The sequence below is a fragment of the Pseudomonas sp. rhizo66 genome, assembly GCF_031931925.1.
Taxonomy (GTDB): domain Bacteria; phylum Pseudomonadota; class Gammaproteobacteria; order Pseudomonadales; family Pseudomonadaceae; genus Aquipseudomonas.
In genome coordinates, this window is sequence record NZ_JAUJWZ010000019.1 from 68,195 (window position 1) to 85,765 (window position 17,571).

Consider the following 17,571-nt stretch of genomic DNA (forward strand, 5'->3'; position numbering starts at 1 on the left):
TTTAAACCGGCATCTGCATGATGTCTTGGTAAGCCTGAACCAGCTTGTTGCGCACCTGGGTCAGAGCCTGGAACGACACGCTGGCTTTTTGCGAAGCGATCATCACGTCCGTCAGATCGACGCCGCTCTTGCCCACTTCAAATGCGTTGGCCAACTGAGTCGACGCCTGCTGGGTATCGCTGACCTTGTTGATCGCCTGACCGAGCATGTCGGAAAAGCTGCTGCCCGCCAGTTCAGGGACAGCGGTCGTCGATTTCGGTGCAGACATGGCATCCAGCTTCATGGCCTTCATGTCTGTCATCAACCGATTAAATTCAATACCTTTGCTCATGGTCTACTCTCTTGGGCGGCCCGCAATTTTTTGACACTCACTCGGCGGGTACACAGGTATTAGCAACAAGGGTGCCAGCTCATGGGCACCCCTTTCAGAAAAGCATTTTCAAATCGTTGCGTCAGACGTCAGGTGGCGAACAGATAGCCTTCGACGTCCATCCCGGCATCGCGCATTTGCGCTAGTTTGTAGCGCAGGGTGCGCGGGCTGATGCCGAGCTTTTCTGCGGCTTCCTTGCGTCGTCCACGCTCGGCGCGCAGGGTATCGATGATCATCTGAAACTCCCGGCGGCGCAGGTCATCGCCCAGGGCGCCGGCCGAATCCGCTTCGATTTCCACCTCGCGAAGCACCGCTGACACTGGCGCGGCGACGGGCATCGCGGTGTACGTCACGGGACCCGCCAGACAGAAATCCTGCGGCTGAATCAAACCGCCCTGCTGCAAGATCAACGCACGCTGAATGGCGTTATCCAGTTCACGCACATTGCCTGGCCACGGGTAAGCGGTCAGGCACACTTGCGCCTCAGGCGAGAGTTTCGCCGCTGCGTGCTTCATTTTATTGACGTGTTTGGCCAGCAACCTTTCGGCCAGCGGCAGGATATCGGCAGTGCGCTCGCGAAGTGGACGCCAGGCCAGGGGAAAAACCGACAGACGGTAAAAAAGGTCTTCACGGAACCGCCCCGCCGCTACCTCTCCCGCCAGATCGCGGTTGGTGGTGGCGACCACGCGAATATCCAGAGCAATCGGTTTACGTGCACCGACGCGCTCGACCTCGCGCTCTTGCAAGACGCGCAGCAATTTGGCTTGCAGACCGAGGGGCATTTCGGAGATTTCGTCGAGCAACAGCGTACCGCCGTCGGCTTGTTCGAACTTGCCGGCCTGCGCGGCAATGGCGCCGGTGAACGAACCCTTTTCGTGGCCGAACAACGTGGCTTCGAGCATGTTGTCCGGGATCGCCGCGCAGTTGATCGCAATGAACGGCTGACTGGCGCGGTGGGATTGCTGGTGAATGTAGCGCGCCAGCACTTCTTTACCGGTGCCGGATTCGCCGGAGATCAGCACTGTCGAATCGCTGCGCGCCACCCGCGCTGCCAACTCCAGCAATTGCGCACTGGCCGGCTCGACCGCCACCGGACCTTCGCCGTCGCTTGCGCCAATGCTGCCCAGCGCATGCCGCGCCACCAGATCGAGCAACGCCTTGGGTTCAAACGGTTTGACCAGATAGTCGGCCGCGCCCTGACGCATTGCATCGACGGCACGCTCGACCGCGCCGTGCGCGGTCATCAGCAACACCGGCAATTGCGGTTGACGGGCCCGCAACAGGGAGAGCAATTGATGGCCGTCCATGCCGGGCATGTTGACGTCACTGACCACCAGACTGAACGCCTCGCGCGCCACCGCCGTCAGCGCATCTTCAGCGCAACCGACCGCGTGGTAATCGTGGCCGGCCAGCAACAACGTATCGGCCAGCGCCTCGCGCAACGAGCGGTCGTCCTCGACCAGCAAAACCTTGATGCCCATGTCTTTCACTCAGCTCCCTGTACAGCGGAAAACAGCGGCAGGATCACCTGCGCGCATGTGCCGCGCCCGACTCGCGAACGCAGCCGCAATTCTCCCTGATGTGCCCGGGCCACAGCCTTGACCACCGTCAGGCCCAGACCGGTGCCGGTGACTTTGGTGGTAAAAAATGGCTCGCCGAGCCGCGCCAGCACCGCCGGCTCGATGCCGCTGCCACTGTCGCTGATACTCAGATGCAGGTTGTTGTCGCGGGTGTAGCAATGGACTTTCAGGCGGACGTCGGCGGCACTGGCCTGAATGGCGTTTTCGATCAGGTTCAACAGCGCTCCGACCAACGTGTCGCGGTTGCACAGCAGCTCGCCGGCATGACTGTCGCACTGCCAGCGGATGGGCAGATCCTGCACGTGCGTCAGTGCCGCCGCTTGCAGTGCCTGCATCAAGGTGTTCGGGGTGAGGCGATCGGTCAGCGGCAGCTCACCGCGAGCGAACACCAGCATGTCGCGCACCTGGTGTTCGAGTTCATGTAGACGTTCTTTCAGTCGCCCGGCGAAACGCTGCTGGGTGGCGACCGGTAATTCCTGCTCAGTCAAATGACTGGCGTAGAGCAAAGCGGCGGACAGCGGCGTGCGGATCTGATGGGCCAGCGAAGCGACCATGCGCCCCAGCGAGGACAAACGCTCGTGACGCGCCAGTTGATCCTGCAGATGACGGGTTTCTGTCAGGTCGTTGAGCAACACCAATTGCCCCGGCTCGGCGTCCAGCGAGCGGGTGGCAATCGACAGGCGTCGACCATTTTTCAGGGAAATTTCATGACCGTCGTCTTCACGCGGGGCAAAGCAACGCGCAATCACATGGCGCCACAACTCGCCCTCAAGCGGCAGGCCGAGCAGTTCGGTGGCGGCCGGGTTGGCTTCGCGCACCATGCCATGACCGTCGATGACGATGACGCCACCGGGCAACAGGTCAAGGAGGTTTTGCAGGCGGTTGGCCAAGCGTTCCTTTTCCGCCAGCTCCTGCATGCGCTGGGCACTGACGACTGCTAGTTCACCCTTGAGCTCGGTCACCCGCGCTTCAAGCATGCTGTAGGAGTCCGTCAGTTGGCTGGACATCTGGCTGAACAGCTCGAATGCCTGCTCCAGGCCCTGTCGGCTTGCCTGCTCTACGGAGGACGGCTGCCCCTCGGGACTGGAGGCAGAAGACATCTGGGCGTGGGGCATTGTGCTTTCTCGCTTGGCTGACCGTCAGTTAAACGGAACGTTGCGAGGGCTGTAGCAATACCCGTGCCTAAAAAAAACTGCTTATAAATGAAGCAGTTGAAAAACAGGCGTCAATCCTCCGCCTGTTCATCTCCATCGCGTCGGCTCATGCCGTACTTGCGCATCTTCTCGACCAGGGTGGTGCGACGGATACGCAGACGTTCAGCCGCACGCGCCACAATGCCATTGGCATCGTCCAGCGCCTGCTGAATCAGGCCCTGCTCCAGACCACCGAGGTAGTCTTTGAGGTCCAGGCCTTCCGGCGGCAGCATGGCGTTGGCGGTGAAGTCCGGCGTATGGCCATTGATCGCCACGCGCTCTTCGAGATCGCTGCGCAGGCTGTCGACCATCTGCTCGTCTTCGTCGTCGACGTAGCGGAATTTCTTCGGCAGTTCGACCACGCCGATCACCCCGTACGGATGCATGATCGCCATGCGCTCCACCAGGTTGGCGAGCTCGCGGACGTTGCCCGGCCAGCCGTGACGGCACAGCGACATGATGGCCGCCGAGTTGAAGCGGATCGAACCGCGCTTCTCGTGCTCCATGCGCGAAATCAATTCGTTCATCAGCAACGGAATGTCTTCGACGCGCTCACGCAGCGGCGCCATCTCGATCGGGAACACGTTCAGGCGATAGTAGAGGTCTTCGCGGAAGGTGCCGATCTCGATCATGCTTTCGAGATTCTTGTGGGTCGCGGCGATGATGCGCACATCGACGCTCTGGGTCTTGTTGCTGCCCACGCGCTCGAAGGTGCGCTCCTGCAGCACGCGCAGCAGCTTGACTTGCATCGGCAGCGGCATGTCGCCGATTTCGTCGAGGAACAGCGTACCGCCGTTGGCCAGTTCGAAACGGCCCGCACGGCTGGTGATCGCGCCGGTGAAGGCGCCCTTCTCGTGACCGAACAGTTCGCTTTCGAGCAGCTCAGCAGGGATCGCCCCGCAGTTGACCGGCACGAATGGCGCGTCGCGGCGCTTGGAATGGTAATGCAGGTTGCGCGCAACCACTTCCTTGCCAGTGCCGGACTCACCGAGGATCAGCACGCTGGCGTCGGTGTCGGCCACTTGTTGCATCATCTGCCGCACGTGCTGGATCGCCCGGCTGGTGCCGACGAGGCTGCGGAACAGGTTGGGTTCGCGATGACGCCCGCGCTCGCGAGCCTGGTCGTACATCTCGCGATAGACCTGGGCACGGTGCAGCGAATCGAGCAATTTGCTGTAGCTGGGTGGCATTTCGAGGGTCGAAAGCACTCGGCGACGCTGGTCTTCAGGCAGGTCAACGGAAGAATTATCGCCCATTAACAAAACCGGAAGGAACTCATCCCAGGTCGAGAGTGTCTTTAACAAGCCCAAAAGCGCACCAGGAGCATTAACGGTCCCGATCAGTACGCAAATGACCTCACGACTAGACGACAAAGAGCCGACTGCCTGCTGCCAGTCATGGCTGCCGCAGGGTAAATTTTCTTCGCCGAGAAAATTTAGAATCACCGCCAGGTCGCGGCGGCGGACGCTATCGTCATCGATCAGCAGAATTTTGGTTTCACGCCACATGCAATAGCAACTTCCCTAGTCAACTCAATGCCCGAAATTAGGGGCAAGCGAGACGCTTGCAGGACACCATGTGCCTGTAGACGCCTGAAATCTGAAAACAGCCACTAGTTAAGTCAAAAAACCGTGCACAGTCAAATTTATGGCGCACATGCCTGGATTAACTGGAGGTCAATTAACCAAACAGATGGTAAACCTTTGCCGCCTTTTGCGCTTGGGTGATCTGCGACATCTCGTTGGCTATCGCTTGCCGCTCACCCATGGCCACCTCAAGAAGGTCTTTGTAGACGTGGAGCAACTCCTCAAGGTTGTCGCGCAATGCGACTTCATCCAGTGCAGCCTCAGCCATGACGTCTTCCATGCAGGAACGGCAAGCCAGATCCAGCTCGCCAATGGCTTCCCAATTGCGCTCGGCCAGGGCACTGACCAACGCTTCTCGGGTATCGGCGATTCGCTGCAATACAAGACTCATGACGATCTCCTTCAGAACTGCGGAGCAGGCACAGGGGCAATAGCATCCCAGCCTTCCTTGACCGTGCTCAGCAAGCCGGCAACCTCATCAAGAATGCGCGGGTCGCTGCTGATGTTCGCCTCGGCGAGACGCTTCATCATGTAGATATACAACCCATCCAGATCAGCCAGGGTATCTGCGCTGTTTTCCAGATCAAGGCCTTCACGCAGACCGCTGACAATGCCGATCGCCTTACTGATCGAAGTGCATTTGCCAGGAATGTCCTTGCGCTCGATGGCGCCTTTGGCCTGAGCGATTCGGGCCAGTCCACCTTCCATCAACATTTGCACCAGACGGTGCGGGCTCGCCTCGGATGTCTGGGCGTGTGCGCCGACTTTCTGATACTGCCGAAGGGCTAACATCGGATTCATGTTCTACCTCATTGCCACAATGACTCGTATAACCAGTGTATCGCCAACGAATCACAGAACTTTAGATCAAAAGACAAAAACCCGGCGCACGCCGATAAAGCGTAGCCGGGTTTTTGTCGTGTCCGCCTGTTACTTCGCGGACTGCTGAGCGTTCAGCGAGCTGAAGAACGACGTAATGTTGCTCGCCGTAGCCTTCATCTGCCCTACCAGCAAGTCCATGGCGTTGTACTTGGCAGTCAACGTCTTGGTCAGGTTGGCGACACGCAAGTCCAGCGCCAGCTGCTGGTTGGTGAGGGTGCGCGTGTTGTTATTGAGAATGGTCAGACGCTGATCAAGCAAACCGCTGGTAACCTTACTGCCCGCCGGAGCATTGAGGTACGGATCAACCGCCTTTTTCATCCGCGCCAGCAGACCATTGGTGTCGTTGGTTCCGGTGAACAACTGCTGAACCTGGCCAGTCATGCCCGGCTGATCCATGGTCTTGTTGAACGCCGCTGTATCAAAGGTCAGGTTACCGTTGTTGCGGTCGGTCATCACACCCAACTGCGACAGCACAGACAGCGGACCACCGGCACCCGGGGCCGTCAACTGACTACGAATATCGGCAATCAGCGAACGCGGCAGCGAGTCGCCCGTGAATGCGGCCTGCACAGTCAGCTTGCCATCTTCGTCCGGTGTCGCCTTGGACAGGGTATCGATGGTCGTCTTCAGCGTGTTGTAAGCGTCGACAAACGACTGGATCGATGTCTGCAACCCTTTGGTGTTGGCATCAACGCTGACAACAGTAGGTGCGCCATTGGTTGGCGTGACCGACGTGAGATTCAGCGTCAGACCGCTGATTGCGCCGCTCACCGTGTTGCTCTTGCTGGTCACTGTCAGGCCGTCGATGGTCAGCTCGGCGTTTTGCGCAACGCCGTTGACGGCGCCCGAAGCGCCTGCTGCCGGACTGCTGCCCATCGGCTGAGTACCATCGATTTCCAGGCCGGCAATACCGCTGACGGTCATGTCAGAACCTGCGCCGGTCTTGCTCGAACTGATCACCAGGCGCGAAGACCCGGAACTGTCGGTCACGATGTTGGCGGAAATGCCGTTGCTGCCCTGCGCCTTGTTGATGGCGTCACGGGTAGTCTGCAAGGTGGCATTGGCCGGAATGTCTACGTTGTAATCAGTGCCATTCTGACTGATTTTCAGGGTACCACTCGGAATGGCACTGGCGGCGCCGCCGGCGAAAGAGGCACTGGCAATTTTCGAGCCCGTGGCCAGCTTGTTCACCACCACGTTGTATTTTCCCGCAACCGCCGTGCTGTCGGACGTGGCGCTGAGGATATCCGTGTTGCCCGAGGTCGCCGTGAAGCCGGCAAACGCAGGATTGGTCTTGCTGCTCAGGTTGGTCATCGCCGTCTGGAATGCGGTCAGCGCACTCTTCAACGAACCGACACCGGAAATCTTCAGGGTGTTGGTTTTGGTCGCAGAATCGATCTGCGTCTGCTTGGCAGACTTGTCGGCGTTGACCAGCGCGGTGACGATCGCGCCGATGTCCAGACCGGAACCCAGTCCGGAACCCGGTAGAATTGGACTTGCCATGTGCATCTCCCTTCAGATTGTTGCCATTCTTTTGACCGTTACCAGCGTCTTGGGAACGAACAAACACTATTCATGCCAGCTATCAGACTTTCGCGTCGAACAATACGTGACTGGCATTGGCCAGACTGTCTGCCAGCTTCAAGGCTTCGGCGGAGGGAATCTGTCGAACGACCTCACCCGTCTCGCTTGCGATCACCTTGACGATGACCTTCCCGGAATGCTCATCGATCGAGAACTCCAGATTGCGCTTGATCGACTGGACAAACTTTTCGATCTCCTGCACCGCCAATTTCAATTTGGCGTCGTCCGAATCCTGACTCTTCGCAGCGACCGGCGCTTCAGTCTTGGCAACTTTAGGCGTGTCTGACGGTTTGTCAGCAACCGGCGTTACTGGCTTGGGAGCCGGATAAGACACGTTAAGCTTCACGCTCATGTCCATGCCCATCACCTCTTAACGTAAAAAGGCGAGAGAGCGCGACCAGCGCACTCCCCCGCCCAAACTCGATCCGAAATTACTGAAGCAGCTTCAGTACAGCGGAAGGCAGTTGGTTGGCTTGAGCCAGAACCGAGGTCGAAGCCTGTTGCAGGGTTTGCTGCTTGGTCAGGTTAGCAGTCTCTGCGGCGAAGTCGGTATCTTGTACGCGACCTTGTGCAGCAGTGGTGTTTTCAGTGATGTTCTGCAAGTTCTGGATGGTGCTGGTCAGACGGTTTTGCGAAGCACCCAGGCTGGCGCGGGTTGCACCGATGGCAGCGATTGCAGCGTCGATCGCGGTGATCGCGTTGTCGATGTTCTGCGAAGCGCCAGTTACGGTAGCACCGGTCAGGGACAGAGTACCGCTACCTACCGACAGGCTTACTGCGTCGAACTTGGAGCTCAGTACCAGGTCGATGTGGTTAGCCGAACCGGTGTTTGCGCCCACTTGCAGGGTCACAGTACCAGCCGAACCGTCCAGCAGGTTTTTGCCGTTCAGGTTGGTCGAAGCCGAGATACGAGTGATCTCGTCGGACATCTGAGCGAATTCAGCGTTGGTAGCGGTCTGGTCAGCAGTGCCGTTGGTACCGTTACGTGCTTTAACAGCCAGTTCACGCATACGCTGCAGAATGTCGGTAGTAGCTTGCAGAGCGCCTTCAGCGGTCTGGGCAACGGAGATACCGTCGTTGGCGTTCTGGATGGCTTGGGTGTTACCACGGATCTGCGAGGACATACGGTTCGAGATCTGCAGGCCAGCGGCGTCGTCTTTAGCGCTGTTGATTTTCAGGCCGGAAGACAGGCGCTGCATCGAAGTCGACAGAGCGTCGGAAGCGCGGTTCAGGTTCTTCTGAACGTTCAACGACGTGGTGTTGGTGTTTACTGTTAAAGCCATGACGAATTCCTCGTTGGTTGGGTACTGCGGCTTCCGGCCCTGGCAACCGCCGGGTATGGCCTAGAGAACCTTCGTAATAGTTATCGTCGGGTTTGCAGGTTGCTTGAGGGCTTTTTGAAAAAAATTTGCCATCACCCTGCCACCCCCGAGAAAACAATGACTTAGCAGTACGTCAGCCGCGAAAAAATGACGTCATAAAACCGACTGCGGCGCAAACCTGCGGGCCAGTGCTGTCGGCCTGCTCAGGCCGGTACACTTTCCAGCAACCCGATCAATTCGTATTCCATGTAATCAGCCAGCCCCAACCAGTCATGGCGCTCCTGACAATCGAACATTTGCGAGAGCACCTGCGCCCACCTCTGCTGGACATCCGCAGACCCCGATAGCAGCAACTGCTGGGCACCTTCGAATACATCGACCATGCTCAGCGCTGCCTCGACATCCCGCCCCAGCCGAAACAGACCTGCACACTGACGGCATTCACCGATGCACTTTTTCATCGCCGTCATTGCACAAACTCCTGATTGAATTGCGTCCCGGCGATCAGCGCGCCTGCCCTGCTGCTGTTGAAAAACTCAACGTGCGGATGCGCAGCGATGTAGCGCTCCAGCACACACAGATAACCACGGAAGTTGAGCTGGGTACTGACCCGCTGCCCATGCCCGTCGCGCACCCAGTGCCGCGCCTGATCAACCCCCGGCCCCAGATCGCCATCGCTCCAGCCGGCGTGAGTCTTGTTCATCGGGAAGGCGAAATCGGCGCCAAACAGGGTGATGCGGGTCGCGCCCATTTTTACCGCCAGATCCACCGCCGGATGAATCACGCTGCCGCCGACGTGCAGCAGTGCGCGCGGATGCTGTTCACGCAACCCGGCGTACACCGGACTGGCCGAGTAACCGCCATAGCGCTTGCCCTTCCAGGCCCGCAGAACTTCGGGATCGCTCATGGGCAGATACACCAGCGCAATTCCGTCGGACGCCTCGGACGGCAGATGACGGAAGCTGATGCGCTGATCAATGGTCACCACCAGATCCGGGACGATCCCGTGCTCGATCAACGGCCGATACGCCGTGTCGACACAGATGAGCAGCGGGCGCTGAACCTGGGTCCGAAGCGCTGCCAATCGCTCAAAGTGCCCCTCCAGAGTCGGCCCGGTACCGATCACGTAGATCTCGCGATCGGTGCAGGTACCGAACAACTGCGCCACATCTTCATCACCGAGCAGTACCGGCAGGCAGTCCTGCAAGCGCTGCTGAATGAACGGCGACTGCGCATCGAATTCGCGATTGTTGAACGCCAGATGGACTTCATTGACCAGCCGATCACGGATCTTCGCATTGAAGTCGTCGGCCAGCAGCATCTCGGCGGGCAGCGCAAAAAACGGCGTGAAAAAATCTTGATGATCGCCGGCGTAGAACAACTCAACGCGCGGATCTTCCAGCCACTGACGCTGATCGAGCAGTTGCACCACCAGCGCAAACAGCGCGCCATTGAGGATGTGCACGTACAAGCGTTGCAGCCCGGCGCGCTCAAGCAGCACAGCGGGCAAATCGCCGAGGCCGGTGCCATAGACGTGCAATTGCGCCTTGTCGGGCAGACTGGTCGCCTGAATCTGTGCTTCATGGAGGCGATCGTGACGACTGGTGAGTTGAATGCCGTTGATGCTCAGCGTCGAGCCTAGCCCCTCAACCAGTTGAGCAGGGACGGCCGCACTGTCTTCCGCTATCAGTCGCTCGAACAGCGCCGGCCAGCGCCGTTGCAACACCTCGGCATTGGCTTGAAAAAACTCGCTCATGGCGCCTCGCGCTCCGTTTCAGGCAAAAAAATAGCGCTCAAGGTTAACCTTGAACGCTTTTTTTGTATCCGCCGTTTTTGCTCTGGCTCAAGGGCGATAGATGATCGCCGAGCCCCACGACAGACCGACACCAAAACCGCTCAGCGCAATACGCTGCCAATCGGAATCGATGACGTGTTTTTCCAGTAGCAACGGAATGCTCGACGACACGGTATTGCCGGTCTCGACCATGTCCTTGATGAACTTCTCGGGCTCGCCTTCAAAGCGCCGCGCCACGGCATCGACAATTGCCGCACTGCCCTGGTGAATGCAGAACGCATCGATGTCGTCAGCCTTGAGACCTGAATCATCCAGCAGTTCGTGCAAGTGCGCCGGGACTTTGAGCAGGGCGAAGTTGAAGACCTGACGACCGTTCATGAAGAACACGCCATCGGTGACTTTCAAATGCGGTGCGCCGGAACCGTCGGTACCGAACTTGGCCTTGCCCAGCGCCCAGGTCGGATCTTCACCCATCCACGTAGCGGTAGCGGCATCGCCAAACAGCATGGTGGTGTTGCGGTCTTCCGGATCGACGATTTTCGAATACGGATCAGCGGTGATCAGCAGGCCGTTCTTCAGGCCGGCGGCTTCCATGAAGCCCTTGATCGCGTAAATGCCGTAGACGTAACCGGAGCAGCCCAGGGAAATGTCGAAGGCGGCCACGTTGGTTGGCAGACCGAGTTTGTCCTGCACGATCGCAGCGGTGTGTGGCAAGCCTTCTTCGTCACCGTTCTGGGTGACGACGATCAACGCGTCGATCGATTCACGTTTCAGATCCGGGTTGCTGGCAAACAGCGCATTGGCCGCTTCCACGCACAGATCGGAGGTTTCTTGTTCAGCGTCTTTGCGCGGCAGGAACGCCGAACCGATCTTGCCAAGGATGAATTCTTCATCCTTCTCGAATTTTGCACCTTGTGCGTAATTGTCCACGCCGGCTACAGGAACGTAGCTCGCAATGCTTTTTATGCCAATCATTACGGCTTCCCAATAAAAAACAGCCCAAGACCACCGCTCGCAAGGATTTCGAGGGGCGCCGACAAACAGAAAACGGCCGCCACAACGGGCAGCCACGGGGAGCGCAAAGGGCTATCACTGGCATCGAAAACGAGCCAGGCGCCATCTCCCCGATCAATACAATACAGTGAAGATGCGCGTTATGACTCGCAGGTCACGCTATTTTGCCGAATCGGTGCAGATCGGGTTATTCGACCAACGACCAGTCCAGCGGCGTGCCGCGCCTGATCGGCGCGCGCGCGCGGCGGCCGAGGACGGCGTCGGTGTGCTTGGGCGGCAAGCCGAGACCGGGGCGAATCGCGCGCAGATTGTCCCCGCTAAAGGTGTCACCGGCGGCCATGTCGGCCGTGACGTACAGCGAGCGGCGATAGACCAGCGACTTGCGCTCGGCCTCGGTAACGCCGTAATGCACCTGGCCCATGGCTTGCCAGGCGCGCTCGGTTTCCACCACCAGGCTGGCCATTTCTGCCGGCTCCAGGGAAAAACTGGCATCGACGCCACCCGCTGAACGGTCGAGGGTGAAGTGCTTCTCCACCACCGTTGCTCCCAGCGCCACCGCCGCCACCGACACGCCGACACCCATCGAGTGATCCGACAGCCCCACCTCACAACCAAACAACTCACGCAGGTGAGGAATCGTGCGCACGTTGCTGTTGAGCGGTGTCGCCGGGTAGGTGCTGGTGCATTTGAGCAAGACCAGATCCTTGCAGCCGGCTTCGCGCGCGGCGCGCACGGTTTCATCCAGCTCGGCGATGCTGGCCATGCCCGTGGAGATGATCAGTGGTTTGCCGGTGGCGGCCACGCGGCGAATCAACGGCAAGTCAGTGTTCTCGAAACTGGCGATCTTGTACGCCGGCACGTCAAGGCTTTCGAGAAAGTCGACAGCGCTGTCATCGAACGGCGTGGAGAACGCGAGCAGGCCCAACTCTTTGGCCCGGGCAAAAATCGGCGCGTGCCATTCCCAAGGCGTGTGGGCTTTTTCATACAAGTCGTAGAGCGAAGTGCCCGCCCACAGACTACCCGGATCCTTGATGAAGAATTCGCCTTCAGCCAGATCCAGGGTCATGGTCTCGGCGGTGTAGGTTTGCAGCTTCAAGGCATGCGCGCCGGCCTTGGCCGCCGCTTCGACGATTTGCAGGGCCACGTCCAGCGACTGGTTATGGTTGCCGCTCATCTCGGCGATGATGAAGGGCGGCGCATCGGCACCGATCAAGCGGTTGCCGATCTTGAAACTAGTCATGAGGGTGATCCTTCAAAACACGGGTGAACGTACAGGCACTCTGAGTGAAGCCGGCGTCACGAAACACATTCAACGAGGCACGATTGCCCGGCAATACCTGAGCGGTAATGGCGGTCACTTGCGGCCAGTGACGAGAGACGAATGCTTCGCCGCGCGCCAGCAACGACCGGCCCCAACCCAGCCCGAAACGGCCCTCAAGCAGGTAGATCGACACTTCGGCAGCAAACCCGCGCAGGTCGTAACGCAGAACACCGACCGGGCCGTCGTCGGCCTCGGCGATCAGCAGCAAACGCTGCGGGTTGCGCAAACTGGCAGTCAGCCAATTGACGTGCTGCACCCAGTCAATTTCCGCGTTTGTCAGCGACCAGCGGCGTACCGTCTCGGCATTGCGGCCATCGAACAACAGTTGCGCATCCTCCTGCGTGGCGGGCCGGATAGTCAGCACTGCGCCGGACAACGCAGCGGCCACGCGCAATGCGCCGCGCCCGTCGACCAATTGCCGCGAGCGTTCCGCCAGGCTCTGGCGCAAATAATAATTGCCGGCGACGAAGCCGATAGCGTCGCGCAACTGTTCGACACTGACCTGCTCACGGGCGCCCATGAACACATGCGCTCCCGCTGCGGCCATGACTTCGCCGTTGGCCTGCTGATTGTTCGACACGGCGATGCAGATCGTCGGCAGCCCCATCGCTGCGCGCTCCCAACTGGTGCCGCCACCGGCGCCGATAAACAGATCGGCCTCGGTCATGCGCTGGTGGAAATCACTGACAAAACTGTGCAGGCGCCAATGGGGGCGCGTCTCGGCCAAGGCTTGCATCTGCGCCCACGCCGGGTTGTCGGCACCGGCGACAAAATCCACTTGCAGCTCGGTGAAATCCGCCAGAGCAAGCATCGCGTGATGGGTTTGCATGGCCGCGTCGAAGCCGCCGAAATTCACCAATACCCGGTGCGCCGTGGCTTTGATCGCAATGGCCGGGCCATTGAATTCTTCGCGCAACATCGCATAACGCGGACCCAGCAACGTGCGGCAGCCCTCGGGCAGCAATGGTGCGTAGTTTTCGCTGAGACCGGACAGATTCTGATTGAGCAGCAGATCAACGCGGTAATGCCGGGTGGCCAGATCATCCACCGCTGCAATTCGACGCGCCCAGCGCCGTGCAGCGCTCTGCCAGTGATGATCGAGGCCGTAGTGGTCGACGATGATCCAGTCGTATTCGGCCTCGCCTTCGAGCAGCAGGCCCAGCGCTTCGATGTCAGCTTGCCACGGCAACATCGACTCAATGGCTTGCTGCGGATCTTCATCGACGTATCGATCAGGCAGCGCGAAGGTTTCGAAGCCTTCGGCATCCAGCGCATCGAGGCGATGCCCTGGCAGGCGTCGGCAGGCGAACGCGACATGGCTACCTTGCGCACGCAGCACCCGCGCCAGCGTCAGACAACGGGCAATGTGACCACTGCCGATGGTCGGCGAGGCGTCGGCGCGAATCAGCACTCTCATTGCAGTTCTCCGCCAGCCTTGAGCGCGGCGTAAAGGTATTCGGCGCGTTTCCAGTCTTGTGGCGTGTCGATGTCCTGGACCAGATGCCGAGGCAGAATCACCGGCAGACTGGCTGGCGAATAAAGCACCTCGCCGCGCAGCCAGGCCTCACGACGGCCCCAATAGAACTGACCGGCATCCTGAAAGGCTTCGGGCAAATCCTGCGAGCGGGTGTTGCGGAACTCGGGATACAACGCGCGCAAGGCGCCCTGCTCGTCCAGCGTCAATGCCCGTTGCACCGGAAAGCCGAAATCGCAAACGGAGAACGCAAACGACTTGTCTGCATGCCGTTCCAGCAACTCCATGCCTTCACGTAGATAACGCACCTGCAACAGCGGTGCCGTAGCGTAAATGCAGCAAGCGAAATCGAAGGATGGCAGTTGCTCCAGCGCATGCACGATAACCGCAGCAGTGCCGGTGAAATCATCGGCCAGCGCCGCCGGGCGCATGAATGGCACCTGCGCACCGTGCGCTCGCGCCACCTCAGCAATCTCGGCATCATCAGTGCTGACCACCACCTGGTCGAACAGGCCTGATTCGAGCGCAGTGCGGATCGAACGGACAATCATCGGCACGCCGTCGAACGGCGACAGATTCTTGCGCGGAATGCGTTTGCTACCGCCTCGGGCCGGGATGATTGCGACGTTGCTCAAGGGCGCTTTTCCAGCAGGAACCAGGTGATGTCGTCCGCCGGAAATTGCGGATCGCGGTGATAGACGAAACCATAATCCAGCAGATGCAGATCGGCAAAGCGATCGAGCATCTCACCGGCGAAATCACGTTTGAACAGCTTGCCGCTGTTGCCACGATAGGACACCTCCACCGGTGCCGGATTGTAATACTCGGCAATCAGGATGTAGCGCTGGCTCAACTCATACAACTGCGCATAAGCCGTCGGCAACAGCTCGGGGGCCAAGTGAATCAGCACGCCTTTGATCAACGTCAGGTCATAGCGACGCTCGCGCGGGAAATCGAACAGCGAGCCTTGCCAGATCTGTGCAATGTCCAACGCCCGTGCCTGAGCACAAGCGCTTTCATTGATCTCGACGCCGAACAGCTCACAACGCGGCAGCAGTTGATGCAACGCCTGCAAATTGTTGCCGGCGTTGGTGCCCAGTTCGACCAGGCTCTCGATGCCTGCTGCCCGGCTCAGCGCTTTGGCAAACAACGCCAGATTCGCCGCCACCAGCGGTTGCCCGACATTGCGCGCAACGTACTGGTTACCGAAGTCGCCCTGCCAGAACTTTTCCTGCTCACTCAAATTCCGCATTGCAGCTACTCATCCATTGCCTCGGTGGCAATTATTCGGTCAGCCGACGCAATTGCTCGACCACGTAATCCTGTTGTTCATCGCTCAACAGCGGAAACAGCGGCAGGCTGATCGCCTCGGCGTAATAACGCTCGGCTTCAGGGAAGTCACCCTCGGCGAAACCCAGGTCACGATAGTACGGCTGCAGGTGCACAGGAATGTAGTGCAGATTCACGCCAACACCGGCAGCACGCAAGCCTTCAAACACCTGACGGTGGCTGTGACTGATGCGGTCTGTCTGCAGCCGAATCACATACAGATGCCAAGCCGACTCCGCCTCCGGCTGAGGGCTGGGCAACGTCACCGGCAAGTAAGTCAACAGGCGATCGTAACGGGCCGCCAGTTCGCGGCGCCGGGCGATGAACTCGTCGAGTTTGCTCAGTTGCGACAGACCCAGCGCGGCTTGCAGATCGGTGATGCGGTAATTGAACCCCAGCTCGATCTGTTGGTAGTACCACGGGCCGTGGCTCGGCTCGCTCATCTGCTGCGGATCGCGGGTCATGCCGTGGCAGCGCAGGCGTTGCAGGCGTTCGGCCAGCTCCGGACGATTGGTCAACACCATGCCGCCCTCGGCGCTGGTGATGATCTTCACCGGGTGAAAACTGAACACCGTCATCGCCGCGAATTGACCGCAGCCGACCGGGCGTCCCGCATAGGACGCACCGACCGCATGAGACGCATCTTCGATCACCGTGAAGTTGTAGCGCTCGGCCAGTTCGGCAATCTTGCGCATGTCGCAGCTCTGCCCGGAGAACGCCACCGCCACCAGCACTTTTGGCAAAGTGCCGTCCTGCTCGGCCTGATCGAGTTTCGCTTCGAGGGCGAACGCATCAAGGTTCCAGGTCAGCGGGTCGATGTCGACGAAATCAACGTCGGCACCGCAATAGCGTCCACAGTTGGCCGAGGCAAGAAAGGTGTTCGGCGTCGTCCACAACCGATCGCCCGGCCCCAGGCCTGCGGCCAGGCAGGCAATGTGCAGCGCCGCGGTGGCGTTGCACACCGCGACGGCGAAGTCGGCCTGGCAACGCTCGGCCATCGCCTGCTCGAAACGCTCGATGCTCGGCCCTTGGGTCAGCCAGTCCGACTGCAGCACTTGGACGACGGCATCGATGTCTGCCTGATCGAGGCTTTGCCGACCGTAGGGGATCATACCGAGAGCTTCGCGTGCAGATCAGCGATCTGCCCGACCGAGAGGAAATGCGGATTGGTGTCGGAGCGATACTCGAAATCCTCGCTCACGGCACGCCCCTGCTCGCCAAGTCTGTCGACGGCAAAATCGACATCGACGCTGGTAAAGCGAATCGACGGCTGGATGGTGTAGTGGTCTTCGAACTCGAGGGTCATCCGCGCATCGTCCAGCGGCACCATCAATTCATGGAGCTTCTCGCCGGGACGAATGCCGACATTCTTGTGCGGCAGCTGTGCAGCCATGCCGCGCGCCAGATCGACAATGCGGATCGATGGAATCTTCGGCACGAACACTTCACCGCCATGCATCCGCGCGAAGCTGTCGAGGACGAACTGCACGCCGTGGTCGAGGGTGATCCAGAACCGCGTCATGCGTTCGTCGGTGATCGGCAGTTCCTGTGCGCCATCGGCGATCAGCTTGCTGAAGAACGGCACCACCGAACCGCGCGAACCCGCCACATTGCCGTAGCGCACCACGGCAAAACGGGTTTCCTGCTCGCCGGCAATATTGTTGGCGGCGACGAACAATTTGTCCGAGAGCAACTTGGTCGCGCCGTACAGGTTGATCGGGCTGGCGGCTTTATCGGTCGACAGCGCCACAACCTTTTTCACACCATTATCGATGGCGGCAGCAATGATGTTCTCAGCGCCATTGACGTTGGTGCGAATGCATTCGGTCGGGTTGTATTCCGCCGCCGGCACTTGCTTCAACGCGGCGGCATGCACCACGTAGTCGATGCCGCGCATGGCCTGACGCAGACGGTCAGCATCACGCACGTCACCGATGAAATAACGCATGCACGGCGCGTTGAACGTCTGCTGCATTTCGTACTGCTTCAGCTCATCGCGGGAGAACACCACCACGCGCTTGGGCTGATATTGCTCCAGCAGACGGGCGATGAATTTGCGCCCGAACGAGCCGGTGCCGCCAGAGATGAAAATCGATTTACCGTTGAACATAGGCTGATTCC

18 protein-coding genes are annotated in these 17,571 nt (G+C 59.5%); all 18 read right to left on the minus strand.

Annotated elements, in window-relative coordinates; translation table 11 throughout:
- Position 1: 1 nt before the first annotated feature.
- The 18 genes from fliE to pseB all read right to left on the minus strand — a co-directional run bounded on the left by fliE (position 2) and on the right by pseB (position 17,560).
- Complete coding sequence (gene fliE, locus QZR14_RS21815) at positions 2-331, minus strand: flagellar hook-basal body complex protein FliE (RefSeq protein ID WP_311997723.1); 330 nt, start codon at positions 329-331, stop codon at positions 2-4.
- A gap of 128 nt (positions 332-459) precedes the next feature.
- Positions 460-1,851, minus strand: a complete 1,392-nt coding sequence (locus QZR14_RS21820; protein WP_311997724.1) for a sigma-54-dependent transcriptional regulator — start codon at positions 1,849-1,851, stop codon at positions 460-462.
- Positions 1,852-1,856: 5 nt separating this feature from the next.
- Positions 1,857-3,050 carry a sensor histidine kinase gene (locus tag QZR14_RS21825; protein ID WP_250604210.1) on the minus strand — a complete coding sequence of 398 codons (1,194 nt, stop codon included), beginning with the start codon at positions 3,048-3,050 and terminating at the stop codon, positions 1,857-1,859.
- Positions 3,051-3,175: 125 nt separating this feature from the next.
- Positions 3,176-4,651 carry a sigma-54 dependent transcriptional regulator gene (locus QZR14_RS21830; RefSeq protein WP_007920053.1) on the minus strand — a complete coding sequence of 492 codons (1,476 nt, stop codon included), beginning with the start codon at positions 4,649-4,651 and terminating at the stop codon, positions 3,176-3,178.
- A gap of 172 nt (positions 4,652-4,823) precedes the next feature.
- Complete coding sequence (locus tag QZR14_RS21835) at positions 4,824-5,120, minus strand: flagellar protein FliT (protein ID WP_250603742.1); 297 nt, start codon at positions 5,118-5,120, stop codon at positions 4,824-4,826.
- A gap of 11 nt (positions 5,121-5,131) precedes the next feature.
- Positions 5,132-5,530 carry a flagellar export chaperone FliS gene (gene fliS, locus QZR14_RS21840; protein ID WP_095191145.1) on the minus strand — a complete coding sequence of 133 codons (399 nt, stop codon included), beginning with the start codon at positions 5,528-5,530 and terminating at the stop codon, positions 5,132-5,134.
- A 129-nt stretch (positions 5,531-5,659) separates the two neighbouring features.
- Positions 5,660-7,114: a flagellar filament capping protein FliD gene (gene fliD / locus QZR14_RS21845; protein ID WP_250603740.1), complete on the minus strand. Its 1,455-nt coding sequence runs from the start codon at positions 7,112-7,114 to the stop codon at positions 5,660-5,662.
- Between the two features lie 82 nt (positions 7,115-7,196).
- Positions 7,197-7,553 (minus strand): flagellar protein FlaG, encoded by a 357-nt coding sequence (locus QZR14_RS21850; RefSeq protein WP_250603738.1) that lies wholly within the window; start codon positions 7,551-7,553, stop codon positions 7,197-7,199.
- A 73-nt stretch (positions 7,554-7,626) separates the two neighbouring features.
- Positions 7,627-8,478, minus strand: coding sequence for a flagellin domain-containing protein (locus QZR14_RS21855; protein WP_007920059.1), 852 nt, complete (start codon positions 8,476-8,478; stop codon positions 7,627-7,629).
- Positions 8,479-8,720: 242 nt separating this feature from the next.
- Positions 8,721-8,987, minus strand: coding sequence for a hypothetical protein (locus QZR14_RS21860; RefSeq protein WP_311997725.1), 267 nt, complete (start codon positions 8,985-8,987; stop codon positions 8,721-8,723).
- Positions 8,984-10,273, minus strand: coding sequence for a motility associated factor glycosyltransferase family protein (locus QZR14_RS21865; protein WP_250603734.1), 1,290 nt, complete (start codon positions 10,271-10,273; stop codon positions 8,984-8,986). Before QZR14_RS21865 ends, QZR14_RS21860 begins: the two co-directional genes overlap by 4 nt.
- Positions 10,274-10,360: 87 nt before the next feature.
- Positions 10,361-11,287: a ketoacyl-ACP synthase III gene (locus QZR14_RS21870; protein WP_007920064.1), complete on the minus strand. Its 927-nt coding sequence runs from the start codon at positions 11,285-11,287 to the stop codon at positions 10,361-10,363.
- Positions 11,288-11,513: 226 nt separating this feature from the next.
- On the minus strand, positions 11,514-12,566 hold the full coding sequence (gene pseI, locus QZR14_RS21875) for a pseudaminic acid synthase (RefSeq protein ID WP_311997726.1): 1,053 nt from the start codon (positions 12,564-12,566) through the stop codon (positions 11,514-11,516).
- On the minus strand, positions 12,559-14,064 hold the full coding sequence (gene pseG, locus QZR14_RS21880; protein WP_311997727.1) for a UDP-2,4-diacetamido-2,4,6-trideoxy-beta-L-altropyranose hydrolase: 1,506 nt from the start codon (positions 14,062-14,064) through the stop codon (positions 12,559-12,561). Before pseG ends, pseI begins: the two co-directional genes overlap by 8 nt.
- Positions 14,061-14,756, minus strand: a complete 696-nt coding sequence (gene pseF / locus QZR14_RS21885) for a pseudaminic acid cytidylyltransferase (protein WP_250603728.1) — start codon at positions 14,754-14,756, stop codon at positions 14,061-14,063. Before pseF ends, pseG begins: the two co-directional genes overlap by 4 nt.
- Positions 14,753-15,373: a pseudaminic acid biosynthesis-associated methylase gene (locus QZR14_RS21890; protein WP_311997728.1), complete on the minus strand. Its 621-nt coding sequence runs from the start codon at positions 15,371-15,373 to the stop codon at positions 14,753-14,755. The genes pseF and QZR14_RS21890 overlap by 4 nt, the downstream gene beginning before the upstream one ends.
- A 31-nt stretch (positions 15,374-15,404) precedes the next feature.
- Positions 15,405-16,562, minus strand: a complete 1,158-nt coding sequence (pseC, locus tag QZR14_RS21895; RefSeq protein ID WP_250603724.1) for a UDP-4-amino-4,6-dideoxy-N-acetyl-beta-L-altrosamine transaminase — start codon at positions 16,560-16,562, stop codon at positions 15,405-15,407.
- Positions 16,559-17,560 carry a UDP-N-acetylglucosamine 4,6-dehydratase (inverting) gene (pseB, locus tag QZR14_RS21900; protein ID WP_250603722.1) on the minus strand — a complete coding sequence of 334 codons (1,002 nt, stop codon included), beginning with the start codon at positions 17,558-17,560 and terminating at the stop codon, positions 16,559-16,561. The genes pseC and pseB overlap by 4 nt, the downstream gene beginning before the upstream one ends.
- Between the last annotated feature and the right edge of the window lie 11 nt (positions 17,561-17,571).

What these genes read in the sequence shown, in the direction of transcription:
- fliE (WP_311997723.1), bottom strand. Translation starts at nt 331, where the DNA reads ATGAGCAAAGGTATTGAATTTAATCGGTTGATGACAGACATGAAGGCC.
- QZR14_RS21820 (WP_311997724.1), bottom strand. Translation starts at nt 1,851, where the DNA reads ATGGGCATCAAGGTTTTGCTGGTCGAGGACGACCGCTCGTTGCGCGAG.
- QZR14_RS21825 (WP_250604210.1), bottom strand. Translation starts at nt 3,050, where the DNA reads ATGTCTTCTGCCTCCAGTCCCGAGGGGCAGCCGTCCTCCGTAGAGCAG.
- QZR14_RS21830 (WP_007920053.1), bottom strand. Translation starts at nt 4,651, where the DNA reads ATGTGGCGTGAAACCAAAATTCTGCTGATCGATGACGATAGCGTCCGC.
- QZR14_RS21835 (WP_250603742.1), bottom strand. Translation starts at nt 5,120, where the DNA reads ATGAGTCTTGTATTGCAGCGAATCGCCGATACCCGAGAAGCGTTGGTC.
- fliS (WP_095191145.1), bottom strand. Translation starts at nt 5,530, where the DNA reads ATGAATCCGATGTTAGCCCTTCGGCAGTATCAGAAAGTCGGCGCACAC.
- fliD (WP_250603740.1), bottom strand. Translation starts at nt 7,114, where the DNA reads ATGGCAAGTCCAATTCTACCGGGTTCCGGACTGGGTTCCGGTCTGGAC.
- QZR14_RS21850 (WP_250603738.1), bottom strand. Translation starts at nt 7,553, where the DNA reads ATGGACATGAGCGTGAAGCTTAACGTGTCTTATCCGGCTCCCAAGCCA.
- QZR14_RS21855 (WP_007920059.1), bottom strand. Translation starts at nt 8,478, where the DNA reads ATGGCTTTAACAGTAAACACCAACACCACGTCGTTGAACGTTCAGAAG.
- QZR14_RS21860 (WP_311997725.1), bottom strand. Translation starts at nt 8,987, where the DNA reads ATGACGGCGATGAAAAAGTGCATCGGTGAATGCCGTCAGTGTGCAGGT.
- QZR14_RS21865 (WP_250603734.1), bottom strand. Translation starts at nt 10,273, where the DNA reads ATGAGCGAGTTTTTTCAAGCCAATGCCGAGGTGTTGCAACGGCGCTGG.
- QZR14_RS21870 (WP_007920064.1), bottom strand. Translation starts at nt 11,287, where the DNA reads ATGATTGGCATAAAAAGCATTGCGAGCTACGTTCCTGTAGCCGGCGTG.
- pseI (WP_311997726.1), bottom strand. Translation starts at nt 12,566, where the DNA reads ATGACTAGTTTCAAGATCGGCAACCGCTTGATCGGTGCCGATGCGCCG.
- pseG (WP_311997727.1), bottom strand. Translation starts at nt 14,064, where the DNA reads ATGAGAGTGCTGATTCGCGCCGACGCCTCGCCGACCATCGGCAGTGGT.
- QZR14_RS21890 (WP_311997728.1), bottom strand. Translation starts at nt 15,373, where the DNA reads ATGCGGAATTTGAGTGAGCAGGAAAAGTTCTGGCAGGGCGACTTCGGT.
- pseC (WP_250603724.1), bottom strand. Translation starts at nt 16,562, where the DNA reads ATGATCCCCTACGGTCGGCAAAGCCTCGATCAGGCAGACATCGATGCC.
- pseB (WP_250603722.1), bottom strand. Translation starts at nt 17,560, where the DNA reads ATGTTCAACGGTAAATCGATTTTCATCTCTGGCGGCACCGGCTCGTTC.